General features: G+C 67.6%; 16 protein-coding genes. 8 read left to right on the top strand and 8 right to left on the bottom strand.

All coding sequences use genetic code 11. The features are described 5' to 3' along the window. The first annotated feature begins 111 nt into the window (after positions 1-111). On the top strand, positions 112-1,485 hold the full coding sequence (gene creS / locus AC07NN_RS22920; RefSeq protein ID WP_494646125.1) for a crescentin: 1,374 nt from the start codon (positions 112-114) through the stop codon (positions 1,483-1,485). A gap of 171 nt (positions 1,486-1,656) precedes the next feature. On the opposite strand, the gene AC07NN_RS22915 is transcribed toward creS, so the two are convergent. From AC07NN_RS22915 to AC07NN_RS22905, 3 genes are all read right to left on the bottom strand, one after another. Next, a complete protein-coding gene (locus AC07NN_RS22915; protein ID WP_494646124.1) occupies positions 1,657-2,187 on the bottom strand; it encodes an SRPBCC family protein in 531 nt (176 codons plus the stop codon). A 65-nt stretch (positions 2,188-2,252) separates the two neighbouring features. Continuing rightward, positions 2,253-3,245, bottom strand: coding sequence for a TraB/GumN family protein (locus tag AC07NN_RS22910; RefSeq protein ID WP_494646123.1), 993 nt, complete (start codon positions 3,243-3,245; stop codon positions 2,253-2,255). A gap of 197 nt (positions 3,246-3,442) precedes the next feature. Continuing rightward, the gene (locus AC07NN_RS22905) at positions 3,443-5,584 is read right to left on the bottom strand and encodes a M3 family metallopeptidase (protein ID WP_494646122.1); all 2,142 of its coding nucleotides are present in this window, start codon (positions 5,582-5,584) and stop codon (positions 3,443-3,445) included. 122 nt (positions 5,585-5,706) lie between these two features. On the opposite strand from AC07NN_RS22905, the gene AC07NN_RS22900 reads away from it, so the two are divergent. The 7 genes from AC07NN_RS22900 (at position 5,707) to AC07NN_RS22870 (ending at position 13,129) form a co-directional block, all read left to right on the top strand. After that, positions 5,707-6,555 (top strand): glutamate racemase, encoded by an 849-nt coding sequence (locus AC07NN_RS22900; protein WP_494646121.1) that lies wholly within the window; start codon positions 5,707-5,709, stop codon positions 6,553-6,555. A gap of 208 nt (positions 6,556-6,763) precedes the next feature. After that, a complete protein-coding gene (locus tag AC07NN_RS22895; RefSeq protein ID WP_494646120.1) occupies positions 6,764-9,244 on the top strand; it encodes an FtsK/SpoIIIE family DNA translocase in 2,481 nt (826 codons plus the stop codon). 9 nt (positions 9,245-9,253) lie between these two features. Then, positions 9,254-9,469 (top strand): hypothetical protein, encoded by a 216-nt coding sequence (locus tag AC07NN_RS22890; RefSeq protein ID WP_494646119.1) that lies wholly within the window; start codon positions 9,254-9,256, stop codon positions 9,467-9,469. Between the two features lie 112 nt (positions 9,470-9,581). Next, positions 9,582-10,217: an outer-membrane lipoprotein carrier protein LolA gene (locus AC07NN_RS22885; protein WP_494646118.1), complete on the top strand. Its 636-nt coding sequence runs from the start codon at positions 9,582-9,584 to the stop codon at positions 10,215-10,217. Between the two features lie 302 nt (positions 10,218-10,519). Then, positions 10,520-11,326 (top strand): exodeoxyribonuclease III, encoded by an 807-nt coding sequence (locus tag AC07NN_RS22880; protein ID WP_494646117.1) that lies wholly within the window; start codon positions 10,520-10,522, stop codon positions 11,324-11,326. A gap of 85 nt (positions 11,327-11,411) precedes the next feature. Next, a complete protein-coding gene (locus AC07NN_RS22875) occupies positions 11,412-11,837 on the top strand; it encodes a YciI family protein (RefSeq protein ID WP_494646116.1) in 426 nt (141 codons plus the stop codon). An 8-nt stretch (positions 11,838-11,845) separates the two neighbouring features. After that, a complete protein-coding gene (locus tag AC07NN_RS22870) occupies positions 11,846-13,129 on the top strand; it encodes an RNA polymerase sigma factor (protein ID WP_494646115.1) in 1,284 nt (427 codons plus the stop codon). Positions 13,130-13,138: 9 nt separating this feature from the next. Here the strand turns inward: AC07NN_RS22870 and dnaQ are convergent, their stop codons facing one another. Genes dnaQ through AC07NN_RS22845 form a run of 5 tightly spaced genes read right to left on the bottom strand, consistent with a single transcriptional unit; the run spans position 13,139 to position 16,833 of the window. Next, a complete protein-coding gene (dnaQ, locus tag AC07NN_RS22865; protein WP_494646114.1) occupies positions 13,139-13,849 on the bottom strand; it encodes a DNA polymerase III subunit epsilon in 711 nt (236 codons plus the stop codon). 31 nt (positions 13,850-13,880) lie between these two features. Continuing rightward, entirely contained in the window at positions 13,881-14,480 is a 600-nt protein-coding gene (gene coaE, locus AC07NN_RS22860) for a dephospho-CoA kinase (RefSeq protein ID WP_494646113.1), read from the bottom strand. A gap of 3 nt (positions 14,481-14,483) precedes the next feature. Continuing rightward, positions 14,484-15,341: a shikimate dehydrogenase gene (aroE, locus tag AC07NN_RS22855; protein ID WP_494646112.1), complete on the bottom strand. Its 858-nt coding sequence runs from the start codon at positions 15,339-15,341 to the stop codon at positions 14,484-14,486. Further along, the gene (locus AC07NN_RS22850) at positions 15,338-15,931 is read right to left on the bottom strand and encodes a Maf family protein (RefSeq protein WP_494646111.1); all 594 of its coding nucleotides are present in this window, start codon (positions 15,929-15,931) and stop codon (positions 15,338-15,340) included. Before AC07NN_RS22850 ends, aroE begins: the two co-directional genes overlap by 4 nt. Beyond that, positions 15,928-16,833, bottom strand: coding sequence for a pyruvate, water dikinase regulatory protein (locus AC07NN_RS22845; RefSeq protein ID WP_494646110.1), 906 nt, complete (start codon positions 16,831-16,833; stop codon positions 15,928-15,930). Before AC07NN_RS22845 ends, AC07NN_RS22850 begins: the two co-directional genes overlap by 4 nt. Positions 16,834-17,264 lie beyond the last annotated feature (431 nt).

Raw genomic sequence — 17,264 nt, 5'->3', positions numbered from 1 at the left:
CATTCATCCTGTCCGTAAACTAAGTTGTTAACCTCTGGGTAAGAGATTCGCGGCTTCCGCAAGGGCGTCCTTCAGGACGCGGCGGACTCGCACGGGGCGAAGGTGGGCTAGATGAGACTGCTGTCGAAGAATTCGCGCGAGAACAAAGGCGCCAAGCCGACCGTTCTGGGTGAGGACACCCGGAGCGAGGCCGTGCAGCACCAGATCGAATCCACCCAGGCCATCGGCCAACGCTACGAGACCATCCATGGTGGCCTCGACAGCATTGGTCGGGTCATGGAGCACCTGAAGGCCATCGAGCCGCTGATCGCCGAGATCCGTGGTCCGGTCGGTCAGGAGTTCGAAGCCCGCCGCGCCGAGCACGCCGAGCTGATCGCCCTGCGCGCCAACTACGACACGGCCCAGCGCCAGGTCACCCTGATCCAGGCCGAGGAGCGCGAAGTCAGCGCCCGCCTGGCCGCCGCCGAAACCGCCCTCGGCGAATCCGACGCCCGCCGCCAGACCCTGGACGCGGCGCTGGAGGACAACGCCCTCGAGATCGACCGTCTGCGCAACGCCCTGCTGCAGTCGGACCTGAAGGTCTCCAGCCTCGACGCCTCCCTGCGCGACTCCACCGCCCGCATCGAGCACCTGACCCAGGACGTCGACGGCCTGCGCACCCAGGCCCAGGACATCGACACCCGTCGTGGCGACGCCGAGGCCGCCCTGGCCCGCGCCAACCAGGACAACGCCCTGTTGGGCGAGGAATCCGCGACCCTGAAGAAGCGCGTCGACCAGGCCGGCCTGGACGTCGCCCGCCTGTCGCGCATCGAGACCGACCTCGAAGCCCAGCTGGCCAACGAACGCGCCCGCATCCAGGCGCTCGAGAACGCCATCGCGGCCCACCAGACCGACAGCGGCCGCACCATCCGCAACCTGGAAAGCCAGGTCGAGGCCGCCCGCGCCGAGATCTCGGCCTTGCAGACCCGCCTGGAGACCGCCACCGGTCGCGCCGACAAGCTGGAAGAGATGAACGGCCAGATCTCGGCCCGCCTGGCCGAGTCCTCGGCCCACCAGAAGGCCGTCGAGCGCCGCGCCGGCGATCTCAACGTCGCCCTGGAACGCGCCCTGGAACGCGTCCGCGCGCTTGAGGAAGAGGCCGACGGCCTGCGTCAGCGCCACGCCGGCGTCGACACGGCCCGCGCCACCGCCATCGAACGCGCCGACCAGCTGGCCAAGAGCGGCGTCGCCCAGGACAAGGCGATGAAGCGCGCCGAGGAACGGGCCGCCCAGCTGCGCACCCGCCTGGACGGCATGCAGGAAGCTCAGGACCAGCTGCGCCGCGAGCACGAAGAGAAGGTCTCCGAACTGCAGGCCACGATCGAGCGCCTCACCTCGGAAGCCGCCCTGGCCGAAGGCGCCCTGGAAGCGGCCCGCCGCGACCGCTCGCGCCTGCAGATGGCCCTGCTGGGCGCCTCGGACGGGGATATGGCCGAGAGCGCGTAGACTTTTCAGCCAAACCGACACGAAGACGCCCGCGACCGAGAGGTTCGCGGGCGTTTTTTGTTTTGAAAGCCGTCATCCCGGCCAAGCGCGGAGCGCGCCGAGCCGGGACCGCCGGAAGCGCGGAGCCTGTTGCGGTCCCGGGTCTTCGCTACACTTCGCCCGGGATGACAGTTACTTTGTGGCCTCCGCCGCCGCCTTCAGCCCCGCGACCTGCTGGCCCAGCACACCGTCCACCGGCCGGGCGATCTTGTCCAACCCGCCCCGGAAATAGCCGCCGACATCGTAGGTGACCGTCACCGTCGTCTTGCCGTCCTTCTCGGCGAGCAGGAAGGTCAGCGCGCCCGACGCGCCCGAGCTCTGCATGGGTCCGAGGCCGCCAACCAGGACCAGCTTCTGGCCCGGCACGGCGTTGACCGTGGTCATGTGCAGCGCCGAGCCGCCGTTCGGCAGGCGCTCGCAGAAACAGCCGCCCGAGGCCGCGCCGATCGAGAGATTGGCGGCCGAGCCCGACCAGGTGTGCTCCGACGCCCACCACTTCGACGGCTGGACCAGCGTCGTCCAGACCGTGGCGGCCGGCGCGTTGACGATGACCTCGTGCTTGACCTCGAATCCGTTGGGCTGGGCGTCGATCACCTCGGCGCGCGCCGCGCCGGCGGCCAGCAGCAGCAGCGTCGCGGCAGCGGCTGCGATCATCGTCTTCATACGTCTTCTCCTCCCGAACCGCCCGCACGCTGGGGGCAGGGGAGGCCGGCCGTCAAGGACGCGCGCTATTCCACCGGCGAGGTGATGGTCGCGCCCCCCGCCTTCAGGCGATCAAGCACGCCATTGCCCGGCAGCAGGAAACCCAGATCGACCACCGCCACGGTGACACCGGGACGCTTCAGGGCTTCGGTCATCGCCCCGGTCGTCTGGACCAGGCCCTTCTCCAGCAGAGCGGCGCCGCCGGGCGCGCGCAGCAGGCAGCGCTGGGCGCCGCTGGCGTTGTAGCGGTTGCGCACCGAAGCCAGGTCGCCCTCGGTCCAGTCGCGGCCGATGGTCGTGGAATGGGCGCCGTCGTAGCGGATCTCGTCCAGCGCCACGCGCAGGCAGTAGAGCTGATCCTCGTCCGAGAGCTTCGAGGCGATGGTGGTGATCGCGCTCATCCGGTACTGGCCGACCGACTTGGTCTTCAGCTTGCGAGCCTTGGCCATGCGCTCGATCGTGCTGGTCGGCTTGGCTTCCGAGAGACCGGCGGCCTGGCGGAAGTCCGACAGCAGCAGGAAGCCCGCCACGGCCGGTTTCCAGTTCTTGTAGTCGCCAGCGCCCTTGCGGGCCTGGTTGCGGGACTCGATGAAGCGCGCCTTCAGGTCGGGCGGCAGCTGGTCTTCGAGGTTCTTGCCCATTGGCTGGCGGAGGCCGCCGCCGAATTTCAGGATGAAGCCGGCGATCTGGGTGACGCCCACCGACGCCTCGGGCGGCACCAGCACCAGGCTGGCCTTGTCGAGCGCCTTGTTCAGGCGCGGGCTTTCCCACTTCAGCTGATGGGGCAGGGGCGGGGCCGAGCCGAGGATGTAGAGCTTGGCGCCGTCCTTCTCGACCAGCCAGACGGCCGGGCCGGGCGGCTTGGCCATGATGGTCAGCTCGGCGACCACCGCGCTCTCGTCCTGGGCCGGGGCCTGGCCGAGGTCGACGGTGGGCGGGGGAGGGGTCTGGGCGAGCGCCGGAGCAGCAAGGATCAGCGAAAGCGCGAAGGCGGGCAGGGCGGACTTGGACGCGGCCATCGAAACTCCTTCAGCCCCCACTATTGATCTAACCCTTCTCCCCTTGCGGGAGAAGGTGTCCGCAAAGCGGACGGATGAGGGGTCGCACAGACAGAAACGCCGCGACGGCTGGAACGCTGTCGCGGCGGTTCTGTTCTTCAACCCCTCACTCGGCCCTGGCGGGCCACCCTCTCCCACAAGGGGAGAGGGATTCAGGCTCAAGCCCCGGGCGGGACCGGGAAGCCGCGCTTGCGCATCAGGGCGCCGATCTTCACGTCGCGACCGCGGAAGGCGCGGAACTGGTCGGCGGGATCGACCGTGTTGCCCTTCGACATGATGGTCTCGTAAAGGCGCTTGGCGACCGCCTTGTCGTAGAACCCGCCCAGCGCCTGCTCGAAGGCCTCGGCCGCGTCGGCGGTCAGGGTGTCGGACCACAGGTAGCTGTAGTAGCCAGCCGAATAGCCGTCGCTCGAGAACACGTGACCGAACTGCGGCGTGCGGTGCCGCATCACGATCTCCTTGGGCATGTTCAGCTTGGCCAGTTCCTCGCGCTCGAACGTGTCCGGATCGATGTCGACGTCGCCGGCCAGGTGCAGCTTCATGTCGATCAGGGCCGAGGCCAGGTACTCGGTCGTGCCGAAGCCCTGGCCGAACTGGCCGGCCTTCTCGATCTTGTCGACCAGGGCCTGCGGGATGGGCTTGCCGGTCTGATAGTGCAGGGCGAACTGGTTCAGCACCTGCGGCGTGGGCAGCCAGTGCTCGTTCAGCTGGCTGGGGAATTCGACATAGTCGCGCGCGACCCGGGTGCCCGACACCAGCGGATAGGTGGCGTTGGCGTTCAGGCCGTGGATGGCGTGGCCGAACTCGTGGAACAGGGTGCTGGCGTCGTCCCACGAGATCAGCACCGGCTCCCCGGCCTTGCCCTTGATGAAGTTGGAGTTGTTCGAGACGATCGTGGTGACCTCACCCTTGAATCGCTCCTGGGTGCGGTAGGCGTTCATCCACGCGCCCGAGCGCTTGCCCGGACGGGCATAGGGGTCGAAGTACCACAGGCCGACATGCTTGCCGGCGCGGGTCACCTCATAGACGGTGATGTCCTCGTGATAGACGGGGATGCCGTCCAGCTTCTTGAACTGGAAGCCATAGAGCTGGCCCGAGGCCCAGAACATGCCCTCGCGCAGCTTGTCCAGCTGCAGGTAGGGCTTCACCTCGTTCATATCGAGGTCGTACTTCGCCGCCCGGACCTTCTCGGCATAGAAGCGGTAGTCCCAGGGCTCGAGTTTGAACCCGCCGCCCTCTTTGTCGATGATCGCCTGCATGTCGGCGACGTCGATGGCGACCTGGGCGATGGCCGGCTTCCAGACCGCCTCCATCAGCGCCATGGCGTTTTCGGGCGTCTTGGCCATGGCCACTTCCAGGCGCCAGTGGGCGTGGGTCTTGTAGCCCAGCAGCTTGGCCCGCTCGACGCGCAGCTTCAGGATCTTGGCGATGATGGCGTTGTTGTCGGTCGCCCCGCCGTTGTCGCCGCGATTGACGAAGGCGCGCCAGACCTTCTCGCGGGCGGCGCGGACCGGGCTTTCGGTCAGGAACGGATCGACGCTGGAGCGGGTGTTCACGACGATGAACTTCCCCGGCAGCTTGCGCGAGGCCGCGTTTGAGGCGGCGGCGGCCTTCAGGCCTTCGGGCAGGCCAGCCAGCTCGGCGTCGCCAAGCTCGATCCAGGTATTCTCGTCGGCCAGAAGGTTCTGGCTGAACTGGTTGAACAGGCCGGCCAGCTCGGTATTGATCGCGCCGACCCGGGCCTTGGCGGCCGTATCCAGCTTAGCGCCGGAGCGCACGAAGTTGCGGTAGTAGATCCACAGCACCCGCTGCTGCTCGGCCGTCAGCTTGGTCTTGGCGGGCGAATTGTAGACCGCCTCGATGCGGGCGAAGAGCGCGGCGTTCTGGTTGATCTTGTCGTTATGGGCCGAGAGCTTGGGGTCCATCTCGCGCGCCACGGCCTGGAATTCCGGCGAGCTCATGTTGGAGCTCCAGATGCCGTAGACGGTCCGGACGTTGTCCAGCGTGCGGCCGGCGTCTTCCAGCGCGGCGATGGTGTTGTCGAAGGTCGGCGCGGCCTTGTTCGCCGTGATCGCGTCGATCTCGGCCAGGTTCGCGGCCATAGCCGCCTCGAGGGCCGGCTTGAAGTCGGCGATCCTGACCTTGTCGAAGGCGGGAATGCCGCCGTAGGGGCCGGTCCACTTCTGGGTCAGGGGATTGGCGGCCAAAGAAGCGTTGGACTGGGCCATGGCGAGACTCGGACTGATGGCGGCGGCGGCCCCGGCGGCTGCGGCCGAAGCAAGGAACGTACGACGTTGCACGGAGTGTCTCCGGTGAAGATTTGAGGCGACCCTAGGACAAGCCTCCGATCACGTCACATGACAGGACGGTAACGTTCGTCATCACGTGGACGATGGTCGGATTGGCGGCTACAGCTTGGTCCATGATCGGCGTCTTCGACTCCGGCGTGGGCGGCCTCTCGGTCCACCGCGCCCTCGTGCAGCGTCTGCCGCAGGCGGACTTCACCTATCTGGCCGACCAGGCCAATGCGCCCTACGGCGTGCGGACCGGCGAGGAGATCGTCGAGCTGACCAAGGCCGGCTGCATCCGCCTGTTCGACCGCGGCGCCAGCCTGGTCGTCCTGGCCTGCAACACCGCCTCGGCCATCGCCCTGCGCCGCCTGCAACAGACCTGGCTGCCCATCTACCGCAAGGAACTGGGCCGACCGGTCAACATCCTGGGCATCATCGTCCCGACCATCGAGAAGGCCACGGGCCTGCCGTGGGAACACGAGGCCGAACGGCGCGGCGAGAAGGTCCAGGCGCTGGACATCCTGGGCGTTTTCGCCACCCAGGCGACGGTGCGTTCGCGCGTCTACGAGATCGAGATCGACAAGCGCAAGCAGGACCTGGCGGTGTTCTCCGAGCCCTGCCCGGAGCTGGTGCCGCTGATCGAGGGCGACGCTTCGGTCGTCGAGATCGCCAAGGCGGTCGAGGCTCACGTCCAGGCCCTGAAGACCCGGATCGGCCGCTTCCCGGACCGGGTGGTGCTGGGCTGCACCCACTACGAGATCATCGCCGACCTGTTCCGCGCGGCTCTGCCGGCGGGAACGCCGCTGATCCAGCAGCCGGCGGCGACGGCCGACGCGCTGGAGCTCTATCTGGAGCGTCACCCGGACTATGTTCAGGGGACCGGCGGCAGCCGGGTGTTCCTGACGACCGGAACGCCGGGCCCGCAGAACGGCCTGGTCCAGAGCTTCTGGGGTGGCCCGGTGGCGTTCGACGCGGCTTGAGGAGCCGAAACCCCGCCCTTCGACAAGCTCAGGGTGAGGTTTCTAATGAGCCGCCACTCAAAGTCGTCCTCACCCTGAGCTTGTCGAAGGGCGAGGACGCATCCGCGACGTTCTGAATCATTTCCTGACGAACGCCGTAAACGCCCCTTAACCCTCTTCGGGCACAACATCGCGATTGGACCTGCCTGGCAGGTCCTGGAATGCGAAGTTGAGTTCGGAGACTTTCATGGCGCGAGCCGCGCGGCGATCCACGACGGAGCTCCTTTGGGACGCCCTCCGTTACAGCTGGGTCCAGCCTTGGACGGCCCGGTTCCGGGGCGGGATCGTCACCGTCCTGGGGGCTGGCCTGCTGCTGGCCATCGCCACCTACAACGCCACCGATCCCAGCTTCAACGCCGTCACCGGCGAGCCGGCCCGCAACGCCCTGGGCGGCCTGGGCGCGGCGATTTCCGACATGCTCATGCAGTCCATCGGCCTGTCGGCCTGGGGGATTGCCTTGCTGATGCTGGTGTTCGGCGTCACCCGCGTGGTCCAGGCCGACCCTGACGCCGAGCGCAAGGACCTGCGCCAGCGCGCCGTCATCGGCTCCCTGGGCCTGCTGGCGCTGTCTGCCACCCTGGCCGCGCCACCGCCGCCGGCCATCTGGCAGCTGGAGAAGGGCCTGGGCGGCTTCTGGGGCGACGGCCTGCTGCACATGGTCGCCAACGTCCTGGGCTTCGCCCACATTCCCGGCGCGACCGTCATCTCGGCCATCCTGTTCGCGATCGGGGCCATCGTCGCCCTGGGCTTCGCGATCGGCGTGCGCGACGTCGATCCGGACGCCATCCACACCGCCGTCAGCAACGCCCTGCAGCCGCGCGTCCGCCCCGAGCCGGAACCGATGCCCGCGCCTGCGCCAAAGCCGGCCCGCGCCAAGAAGGAAAAGACCGAGCCCGCGCCGCGCCGCGAGCGCGGCCCGCTGCCACCCCTGGACGCCGACGACCGCGACGACGCCGTCGCCGCCGCGCCCACCCCGGTCAGCGAACGCGCCTACACCCCACCGCCCGCTGTCCAGGACGACGAGGACGAATTCGAGGACTCGCTCGACGCCCGTCCGATGGCCATCGCCAAGCCCAAGACCGCGCCCAAGGAATCCGGCCGCGAGGCCCGCGAGCAGCAGAAGGCCTTCGACTTCGACGAGGACGCCGGCTTCCAGCTGCCCGAGCTGGCCATGCTGGCCAAGTCCAAGCCGCGCTCGTCGGAAGTCGACGCCGGCGCCCTGCGCCAGAACGCCCGCCTGCTGGAAAGCGTGCTGGCCGAGTTCGGCGTGAAGGGCCAGATCGACCAGATCCGCCCCGGCCCCGTGGTCACCATGTACGAGCTGGTGCCGGCTCCAGGCGTGAAGACCGCCCGGGTCGTCGCTCTTGCGGATGACATCGCCCGCTCGATGAGCGTGATCTCGTGCCGCGTGGCGGTGGCCCAGGGCCGCAACGCCATCGGCATCGAAATGCCCAACCAGCGCCGCGAGACCGTCTACCTCCGCGACCTGCTGAGCAGCGCCGACTACGAGAAGGCCAGCCAGATCCTGCCCATGGCGCTGGGCGAGACCATCGGCGGCGAGCCCTATATCGCCGATCTGGCCAAGATGCCCCACCTGCTGATCGCCGGTACGACCGGCTCGGGCAAGTCTGTCGGCGTCAACGCCATGATCCTGTCGATCCTGTACAAGCTGCCGCCCGAGAAGTGCCGCTTCATCATGATCGACCCCAAAATGCTGGAACTGTCGGTCTATGACGGCATCCCGCACCTCCTGGCCCCCGTCGTGACCGATCCGAAGAAGGCCGTCGTGGCCCTGAAGTGGACCGTCCGCGAGATGGAGGACCGCTATCGCCGCATGTCCAAGATCGGCGTGCGCAACATCGGCGGCTACAACGAGAAGGCCAACGAGGCCGCGGCCAAGGGCGAGCATTTTGAACGTACTGTTCAAACGGGGTTCGACGACGCTGGCCGCCCGATCTACGAGACCGAGCAGATCCGCCCCGAGGCCATGCCCTATCTGGTCGTGGTGATCGACGAGGTCGCCGACCTGATGATGGTGGCCGGCAAGGACATCGAAGGCGCCGTGCAGCGTCTGGCCCAGATGGCCCGCGCCGCCGGCATCCACCTGATCATGGCCACCCAGCGCCCGTCGGTCGACGTCATCACCGGCACCATCAAGGCCAACTTCCCGACCCGGATCAGCTTCCAGGTCACCTCGAAGATCGACGCCCGCACCATCCTGGGCGAGCAGGGCGCCGAGCAGCTGCTGGGCCAGGGCGACATGCTCTACATGGCCGGCGGCGGCCGCATCACCCGCCTGCACGGTCCGTTCGTCTCGGACGGCGAGGTCGAGCAGGTCGCCAAGTTCCTGCGCGACCAGGGCATTCCGCAGTACCTGGAAGAAGTCACCGCCGGTGGCGACGAGGAGCAGGAAGAGGCGATCGAAGGCGCCTTCGCCGGCGAGGGCGGGGCCAACGACCTCTACGACCACGCCGTGGCCGTGGTCACCCGCGACCGCAAGGCCTCGACCAGCTACATCCAGCGCCGCCTGCAGATCGGCTACAACCGCGCCGCCTCGCTGATGGAGCGGATGGAAAAGGAAGGCGTCGTCGGCGCCGCCAACCACGCCGGCAAGCGCGAGATTTTGGCGCCGCCACCGCCGCCGATGTAGGAGCGGGCGGTGCCGAAGTATCGCTTCGCCTACTACGTCGGCTATCGGAAGCCGAAAGCGCTTGGAACCATGGACTTCGCGGACGATGCCGCAGCGCTTGTAAGCTTCGCAGAGCTGGACATGGGCGGGATCGCCGCCGAGCTATGGCGCTGCGATCCCGAGCGAATGTTGGCCGCCAAGGATATGGGCGGGGTCCTTTCCACGCCAACGGAAGCGAAACCATAACGGTTGAAGCGGGTTCTCCTACGTCCCAACCTGAACGGCGCTTCATCGGAGCGCCGGAAAATGGCCTTGCGGCGGCCTTCGCGCAGGCCAAGGTTGCGGCTAAGGAGTTCGCATGACCACTCGCCGTATCCTCCTGGCGGCCGGCCTGGCCGTCGCCATCGCCTCGCCCGCGTTCTCGCAGACCGCGCCGGCCCCCGCCACGCTGACCGCCGACCAGAAGGCGCTGGTCGACAAGGCCACCGCCTACATCCAGGGCCTGTCGTCGGCCAAGGGCCGCTTCGTGCAGACCGACCAGCGCGGGACCCAGACGCAGGGCGCCTTCTACATGCAGCGCCCCGGCAAGGCGCGGTTCGCCTACGACCCGCCGGCCGGCCTGCTGGTCGTCAGCAACGGCAACAACGTCAACATCTTCGACAGCCGGCTGAAGACCTATGAGAGCTATCCACTCAGCAAGACGCCGCTGAATCTGTTGCTGGCCCGCGAGGTCCGCCTGGATCGCGGCGTGGTCATCACCGACGTCCGACCGCTGGCCGACGGTTTCACGATCGTGGCCCAGGACGCCAAGCGCCAGGCGCTGGGCCGCATCTCGCTGGATTTCTCGAACAGCCCCGTCGCCCTGATGGGCTGGACGGTGACCGACATCAAGGGCGGCCAGATCCGCGTCCGCCTCAGCGATTTCGCCGAGACCTCGGGCCTGGATCCGAAGCTCTTTGTGCTGACCGATCCGCGTCGAAAAGTCGGGAAGTAGATCCACTTAACGATTGTGACATTACCACAACAGGCAAGAATCAACCCGCTTCGGGGTTGACTTAACGTTTGGAAGTGGCATATTTAACACGCATGGCGAAGAGCGACCGACCCGCTCCTCGCGAACCGTGCCGGATCCTATCCCCTCCCGGCGGCGGCATGAGAGACTAGACTTTCGTCCCCCGGGCGCTCGGCGCCCGGGGGCGTTTTTCTTCCTGGTGGCCGGCCTCCGGCCAGCAATTGCGTCCGAGGCGCTGGGGCGTTTTTCTTTTCGGGTCCGGAAAACCGCGATACAGCCAAGCCATGCGCCTTCGTATCGCCACCTGGAACGTCAATTCCGTCCGCCTCCGCGCCGAGCAGGCCGCCCGTTTCGTCGATGAGCAGGCGCCCGATGTCCTGTGCATGCAGGAGATCAAGTGCCAGGAGGGCGAGTTCCCGCGCCAGGCCTTCGAGGACATGGGCCTGCCCTACCTGAAGATCGCCGGCCAGAAGGGCTGGCACGGCGTGGCCATCGCCTCGCGCCTGCCGTTCGAGGACGTCCCGACGCTGATGAACTGCCGCGAGGGCCACGCCCGCTGCGTGGCGGTCAAGGTGGCCGGCGTCGACATCCAGAACTTCTACATCCCGGCCGGCGGCGATACGCCCGACCGGGTCGGCAACCCCAAGTTCGACCACAAGCTCGATTTCTACGAGACCCTGACCGCCGCCCTGAAGAAACGCGACCCCAAGGCGCCGCTGATCGTCACCGGCGACCTGAACATCGCGCCCGGCGAGAACGACGTCTGGAGCCACCGCCAGATGCTGAAGGTCGTTAGCCATACCCCGGCCGAACTCGAGGCCTTCGAGGCCATGATGGCCTCGATGAACCTGCTGGACCTGCCGCGCCTGGCGACGCCGGAGCCGGAAAAGCTGTTTTCCTGGTGGAGCTATCGCGCCGCCGACTTCCGCAAGTCCAACCGCGGCCTGCGCCTGGATCACATCCTGGCGAGCCCCGGCCTGCGCGAGGCGGCGTTCATCGATGGCAAGGTCAGCTCGCGCGTTCACGACAATGTCCGCGAGTGGGAGCGACCCAGCGACCACGCGCCCGTGACGGCCGACCTAAAAATTTAGCGGACAGGCTGTCGATCCCGGCATCGCCCGTTCGTCATGAAGATACGAGGCCGCTTCCGGCCCGATCATTCGAAGGAGACGGACGATGCGTGTGGTGGTGTTCGTGAAGGCGACCGAGGACAGCGAACAGGGCGCCCTGCCCACGGCTGAGCTGATCGAAGCGATGGGCAAGTACAACGAAGAGCTGGTCAATGCCGGCGTCATGGTCGGCGGCGATGGCCTCAAGCCCACCTCGAACGCCAAGCGAATCGCCTTCGACGGTGCGTCGCGCACCGTGATCGACGGCCCGTTCGCCGAGACCCGCGAGCTGGTCGCCGGCTACTGGCTCTGGGAAGTCCGCGACATGGCCGAGGCGGTCGAGTGGGTGAAGCGCTGCCCCAACCCGATGCCCGGTCCCAGCGAGATCGAGATCCGTCCCGTCATCGAGATGATGGAGGACTTCGGCGAGGTCATGACCCCGGAGCTGGAAGCCCTGCACAACCGCAATCGCGACCGCCTGGCTGGCGCCTGAAGCCCGCGATGGCGGCGGACGATACCCGCCTTGAAACGGAAAGGGCGATCGAGGCGGTCTACCGCATCGAGCGGACCAGGCTCGTCGCGGGCCTGGCCCGCGTGACCCGCAGCCTGGACCTGGCCAAAGAGCTGGCCCAGGACGCGCTGGTCGTCGCCCTGGCCGAGTGGCCGAGGACGGGTGTCCCCAACAATCCCGCCGCCTGGCTGATGGCCGCCGCCCGTCGGCGCGCCATCGACCGCTTTCGCCGCGACAAGATGCTGGCGCGCAAGCACGCGGAGATCGGCCACGGCCTGGAGGAGGCCGACGATTCCGCCGCACAGGCCATCGAGGCGACCATGGACGATCCTGTCGGCGACGAACTGCTGGGCCTGATCTTCACGGCCTGCCACCCGGTGATCTCATCCGAGGCCCGTGCGGCCCTGACCCTGCGGCTGATCGGTGGGTTGACCACGGACGAGATCGCCCGAGCCTTCCTGGCCAGCGAGCCGGCGATCGCCCAGCGCATCGTCCGGGCCAAGCGGGCGATCGGCGAGGCCGGCCTGTCCTTCGAAGTCCCGCGTGGCGCCGAGCGGGATGCGCGCCTGGGCTCGGTGCTGCAGGTCGTCTACCTGATCTTCAACGAGGGCTATGCCGCCAGCGCCGGCGAGGACCTGATCCGGCCCAAGCTGTGCGCCGAAGCCCAGAGGCTGGGCCGGATCCTGGTCGGCCTCGCCCCGGACGAGCCGGAGGTCCATGGCCTGCTGGCCCTGATGGAGATCCAGGCCTCGCGTCTGGCCGCCCGCACCGGGCCCGACGGCGGCTTCGTGCCGATCACCGAACAGAACCGGGCGCGCTGGGATCAGCTGCTGATCCGCCGGGGTCTGGCGGCCCTGGCCCGCGCCGAAGCCCTGGGCGGCGCGGATGGCCCCTACGCTTTGCAGGCCGCGCTCGCCGCCTGCCACGCCCGGGCTCGCAAGGCCGAAGACACCGACTGGGCTCGCATCGCCGGGCTCTATGATCGGCTGCGCGTAGTCATGCCGTCGCCGGTGGTCGAGCTGAACCGGGCCATGGCCTATGGCATGGCGTTCGGCCCGGAGGCGGGCCTGGCCCTGGTGGACGAGATCGCCGACGGCGCCGCCTTGCGCAACTACGCTCCGCTGCCGGCGGCGAAGGGAGATCTGCTGTTCCGGGCCGGACGGCTATCGGAGGCTCGCGTCGCGTTCGACGCCGCCGCCGAGCTTACGCGCAATGAACGGGAACGGGATTTCCTGCTGGCGCGATCGGCGGCCTGCGTGGGCACGGTCCACTAGGAGAGGGCGCTAGCCCTCGGCCGCGACGACCCCGAACTGGATCCACAGCGCCTTGTCCTTGAGGTTCTTGCGGATCCAGGCGGCGTGGACTTCGCGCTCGGCGTCGGTCGAACGCGGCGCCAGGGGGCGAGGGCGAGCGCCATACGAGCCCTGGATCGCGGCCGAGACGGACAGGGCCTCGACGTGGGTCAGCTCCAGAGCGCGTTCCTTGCCGCCCTGCAGTTCCAGATAGACTTCAGCCAGCAGGTGGGAGTCGATCAGGGCCCCGTGCTTGTCGCGGCTGTCGAGGCTGATCTTGAACCGCTTACACAGCGCGTCGAGCGAGTTGTACATGCCCGGAAAGCGCTTCTTGGCCATGGCCAGGGTGTCGATCCAGCGTTCCTCGACGATCGGCGCGCGACCGCATTTCTCCAGCTCGAAATTGACGAACGAGCGGTCGAAGGCGGCGTTGTGGGCGACGACGACGCTGTCGCCGACGAAGTCGATGAACTTGTCGGCGATCTCGTGGAACTTGGGCTTGCCGGTCAGGAAGGCCGACGACAGGCCGTGGACCTTCTCGGCCTCGGCCGGCATGTCGCGCAGCGGGTCGCAATACTCGTGGAACGACCGGCCGGTCGGCATGAAGTCGACCACCTCGATGCAGCCGATTTCGACCAGGCGGTCGCCCGTCTTCGGATCGAAGCCGGTGGTTTCGGTGTCGAGGATGATTTCCCGGGCCATGACCCTTCAATGAAGCCGTTCGAGTCCCGCATCAAGCGGGGCTGGAAGTTCTCAACAGAGTCAGAAGGTCGCGGACCTGGGCGCGGGCATGGTCGAGGCCCTTGCCGGTATCGACGACGAAATCGGCCCGCTCGCGCTTTTCGGCGTCTGGCGTCTGGCGGGCCAGGATCGCCTCGAACTTCTCGGGGGTCATGTCGGGGCGAGCCAGGACCCGCTCACGCTGGACGTCGGCCGGGGCCGAAACCACGACAACCTTGTCGACCTTCTTGTGGCCGTTGGTCTCGAACAGCAGGGGAATGTCGAGGACGACGATGTCCTGGCCCTTGGCCTGGGCTTCCTCGAAGAAGCCGATCCGGTGGGCGCCAACGAGCGGGTGGACGATGGCTTCAAGCTTGGCCAGGGCCTCGGACTTGCCGACGACAGCCGCGCTGAGTCTGGCCCGGTCGATCGCGCCGTCGACGACCACGCCAGGGAAGGCTTCGGCCACCGGGGCGACCGCCGCGCCGCCGACCGCATAGAGCGCATGCACGGCCGCGTCGGAATCGTAGACCGGCACGCCCTCGTCCTGGAACATCTTCGAGGTCGTCGACTTTCCCATGCCGATCGAGCCGGTGAGGCCGAGGATCAGCATGGCTCAAGCCTCGCCGAGGATGCGCAGCAGCAGGCCCCGCGCATCGACGTTCGCCGGCGGGGTGATCCCGTACATCCGCTCGAAGGTCGGGACGGCCTGGCGCAGCAGCATCTCCAGGCCATCGACCGTGCGACGGCCGGCGGCCTGGGCGCGGCGCAGGAACTCGGTGCGCAGCGGCTTGTAGACCATGTCCATGATCACGGCCGTCTCCGGGGTCAGGGAGAGATCCGCCGCCGGACCCTCGCCGCCGCCCAGGCCCAGCGAGGTGGCGTTGATCACCAGGCCCGCATCGGCCAGCAGGGCGGGGAGGTCCGGCTCGCCGGCCGCCACGACCTTGTCGCCGAACGCGTCGGCCAGCTCTTGAGCCCGCGCCACCGTGCGGTTGACGATCCGCACCTGAGGCGCGCCGGCCAGCAGCAGGGCGGCGGTCGCTCCGCGCGCGGCGCCGCCGGCCCCGAGGATCACCACCGGTGCGGCCGAGACGTCGAAGCCCTTGGCCTGCTCAGCGATCGCGCCCAGCAGACCCGGCCCGTCGGTGTTGTCGGCATGGATGGAGCCGTCCGCCTCGAAGATCAGCAGGTTCGCCGCGCCGGCCATCCTGGCCAGGTCGCTGGCGTGGTCGGCGGCGGCGAGCGCGCGCTCCTTGAACGGGATGGTGACGTTGAGTCCCCGGATCGCCCCGCCCCGGAAGCCGCTCACGAAGGTCTCGAAATTGTCGACCGTAGGCGCGAAGGCGACATAGGCCGCGTCCAGACCCGCCGCCTGGATCCAGGCGTTGTGGATCAGCGGGCTCATCGAATGCTTGATCGGCTGGCCACAGACTCCGCCGACTATGGCGGCCCCCGAAATCGTCGAACTCATGTGGCGAGAGCCCCGTGAAGACGCAGGAAGTCGAGCAGGCCGATCAGCGGCAGGCCCAGGATGGTGAAGTAGTCGCCGTCGACCTGGTCGAACAGCTGCACGCCCTCGCTCTCCAGCTCGTAGCAGCCGACCGACCACAGCAGAGCCTCGCCGCGACGCTCTATATAGGCGTCGAGCCAGGCCTCGCTGAACGGACGCACCGACAGCTTGGCGCTCTCGACGATCCGCCAGATCGGCTGGCCATCGCGGGCGACGACCACGGCCGAGTGCAGCTTGTGGGTCGTACCGCGCAGTTCGAGCAGGCGCTCACGGGCCTCAGCCAGCGACTCCGCCTTGTCGATCAGCTTGCCCTTGAGATCGAGCGTCTGGTCGGCGCCGATCACCAGGCCGGGGCGCTTGGTCGAGACCTTGACGGCCTTCATCTCGGCGAGGGCGTCGGCGATGTCGCGCGGCGTGACCTCTTCGGCCAGCAGGCCGGCCTTGGCGGCGTCCTCGTCGACGCCGGGGCTTACCGCCTCGAAGGCGACGCCAGCGTTCTTCAGGATCATCTGCCGGGCGGAGCTCTTGGACGCGAGCGTTACAGGCGTCATCCGATCACCTCGACCTTGCCGCGGCCGCCCGACAGCAGGTTGATGATCGCCGCCGCCGTTTCTTCGACCGAGCGGCGGGTGATGTCGATGACCGGCCAGTTCATCCGTTCGAACAGACGGCGGGCGGCGATGATCTCCTGGCGCACGGCGTCGCCGTCCACATAGTCGCTCTCGCGCGTCTCCTTCAAAGAGAGCAGGCGGTTGCGGCGGATCTGGATCAGGCGATCGGGCGAGGTGATCAGGCCGACGATCAGAGTGTTCTTCAGTTCGAACAGCTCGGGCGGCGGCGGACGGCCCGGCACCAGCGGCACATTGGCGGCGCGCACGCCCCGGTGAGCCAGATAGATGCAGGTCGGGGTCTTCGAGGTCCGTGACACCCCGACCAGGATGACGTCGGCCTGGGTCAGGTCCTGGCCGCCTTGGCCGTCATCGTGGGCGATGGCGTAGTCCAGGGCCTCGATGCGGTCGAAATAGTCGTTGGTCAGGGCGTGCTGCGCGCCGACCCGGGTCGAGATTCGCGCGCCCAGATAGCGCGACATGGCGCTGATCACCGGATCGAGCGCGGCGATGCAGGGCATCTCCAGCTTGCGGCAGCCTTCCTCGAGCGCGGCGCGCAGGCCCGGATCAACGATGGTATGCATCACCACGCCCGGCGCGCCGGCGATCTCTTCCAGCGCCCGATCCAGCTGACGCGTGGAACGGACCAGCGCGTAGATGTGTTCAATGGGCAGGATGTCGGTGAAACGAGCGCAGACGGCGCGCGCCATGGCGTTCAGCGTCTCGCCCGTGGAGTCGGACACCAGGTGGATGTGGAAGTAGGTGGCGAAGCGCGGCGGCAGCCGTTCGCTTTCCCCCTGAGCCAGACTCTCCTGTGGATCATCCGTTAACGGTTGCTTAACCACTTGTACTGCCTCTGGGGACGCCTGGGCGCCGAAACGGCTCCAAGCGGTCGTGACATCCTGCCGCTGTGATAAACGGTCGCATTGCTCGCGTATCATCCCCAGGCTCACCCCGCATCCCCCGAAGTCTGAATCCCGGTTGTCCAAAACCTTGGACGGAATCCCGTGAGGGGTTTTTCGCGCGCCGCCGCGCATTAAGAATTCATTAAGAATTTCAGCGCGCTGTCAGACCATCCACATGATTAACAAACCCTTAATCACATGTGAGGATGCCTGGGGGAAATAGCGCATCTGGTGTGGGAGTCACTCGCCTCCGAGGCGTTTTCCCCACTTTGCAGTTGCCCTCCCACATCCTCATTCCTTCTTAAATTCTTATTAAGAAATGATAGAAGGGTCCTAGGGACCTTACGGACTTGAGCCCGAACGCTCGCCGG

The sequence above is a fragment of the Caulobacter sp. GW821-FHT09H08 genome, from assembly GCF_059415885.1.
This window is presented reverse-complemented; position numbering and strand designations above follow the sequence as displayed.

What these genes read in the sequence shown, in the direction of transcription:
- AC07NN_RS22880 (WP_494646117.1), top strand. Translation starts at nt 10,520, where the DNA reads ATGCGCCTTCGTATCGCCACCTGGAACGTCAATTCCGTCCGCCTCCGC.
- AC07NN_RS22875 (WP_494646116.1), top strand. Translation starts at nt 11,412, where the DNA reads ATGCGTGTGGTGGTGTTCGTGAAGGCGACCGAGGACAGCGAACAGGGC.
- AC07NN_RS22870 (WP_494646115.1), top strand. Translation starts at nt 11,846, where the DNA reads ATGGCGGCGGACGATACCCGCCTTGAAACGGAAAGGGCGATCGAGGCG.
- coaE (WP_494646113.1), bottom strand. Translation starts at nt 14,480, where the DNA reads ATGCTGATCCTCGGCCTCACCGGCTCGATCGGCATGGGAAAGTCGACG.
- dnaQ (WP_494646114.1), bottom strand. Translation starts at nt 13,849, where the DNA reads ATGGCCCGGGAAATCATCCTCGACACCGAAACCACCGGCTTCGATCCG.
- AC07NN_RS22885 (WP_494646118.1), top strand. Translation starts at nt 9,582, where the DNA reads ATGACCACTCGCCGTATCCTCCTGGCGGCCGGCCTGGCCGTCGCCATC.
- creS (WP_494646125.1), top strand. Translation starts at nt 112, where the DNA reads ATGAGACTGCTGTCGAAGAATTCGCGCGAGAACAAAGGCGCCAAGCCG.
- AC07NN_RS22850 (WP_494646111.1), bottom strand. Translation starts at nt 15,931, where the DNA reads ATGACGCCTGTAACGCTCGCGTCCAAGAGCTCCGCCCGGCAGATGATC.
- AC07NN_RS22900 (WP_494646121.1), top strand. Translation starts at nt 5,707, where the DNA reads ATGATCGGCGTCTTCGACTCCGGCGTGGGCGGCCTCTCGGTCCACCGC.
- AC07NN_RS22910 (WP_494646123.1), bottom strand. Translation starts at nt 3,245, where the DNA reads ATGGCCGCGTCCAAGTCCGCCCTGCCCGCCTTCGCGCTTTCGCTGATC.
- AC07NN_RS22915 (WP_494646124.1), bottom strand. Translation starts at nt 2,187, where the DNA reads ATGAAGACGATGATCGCAGCCGCTGCCGCGACGCTGCTGCTGCTGGCC.
- aroE (WP_494646112.1), bottom strand. Translation starts at nt 15,341, where the DNA reads ATGAGTTCGACGATTTCGGGGGCCGCCATAGTCGGCGGAGTCTGTGGC.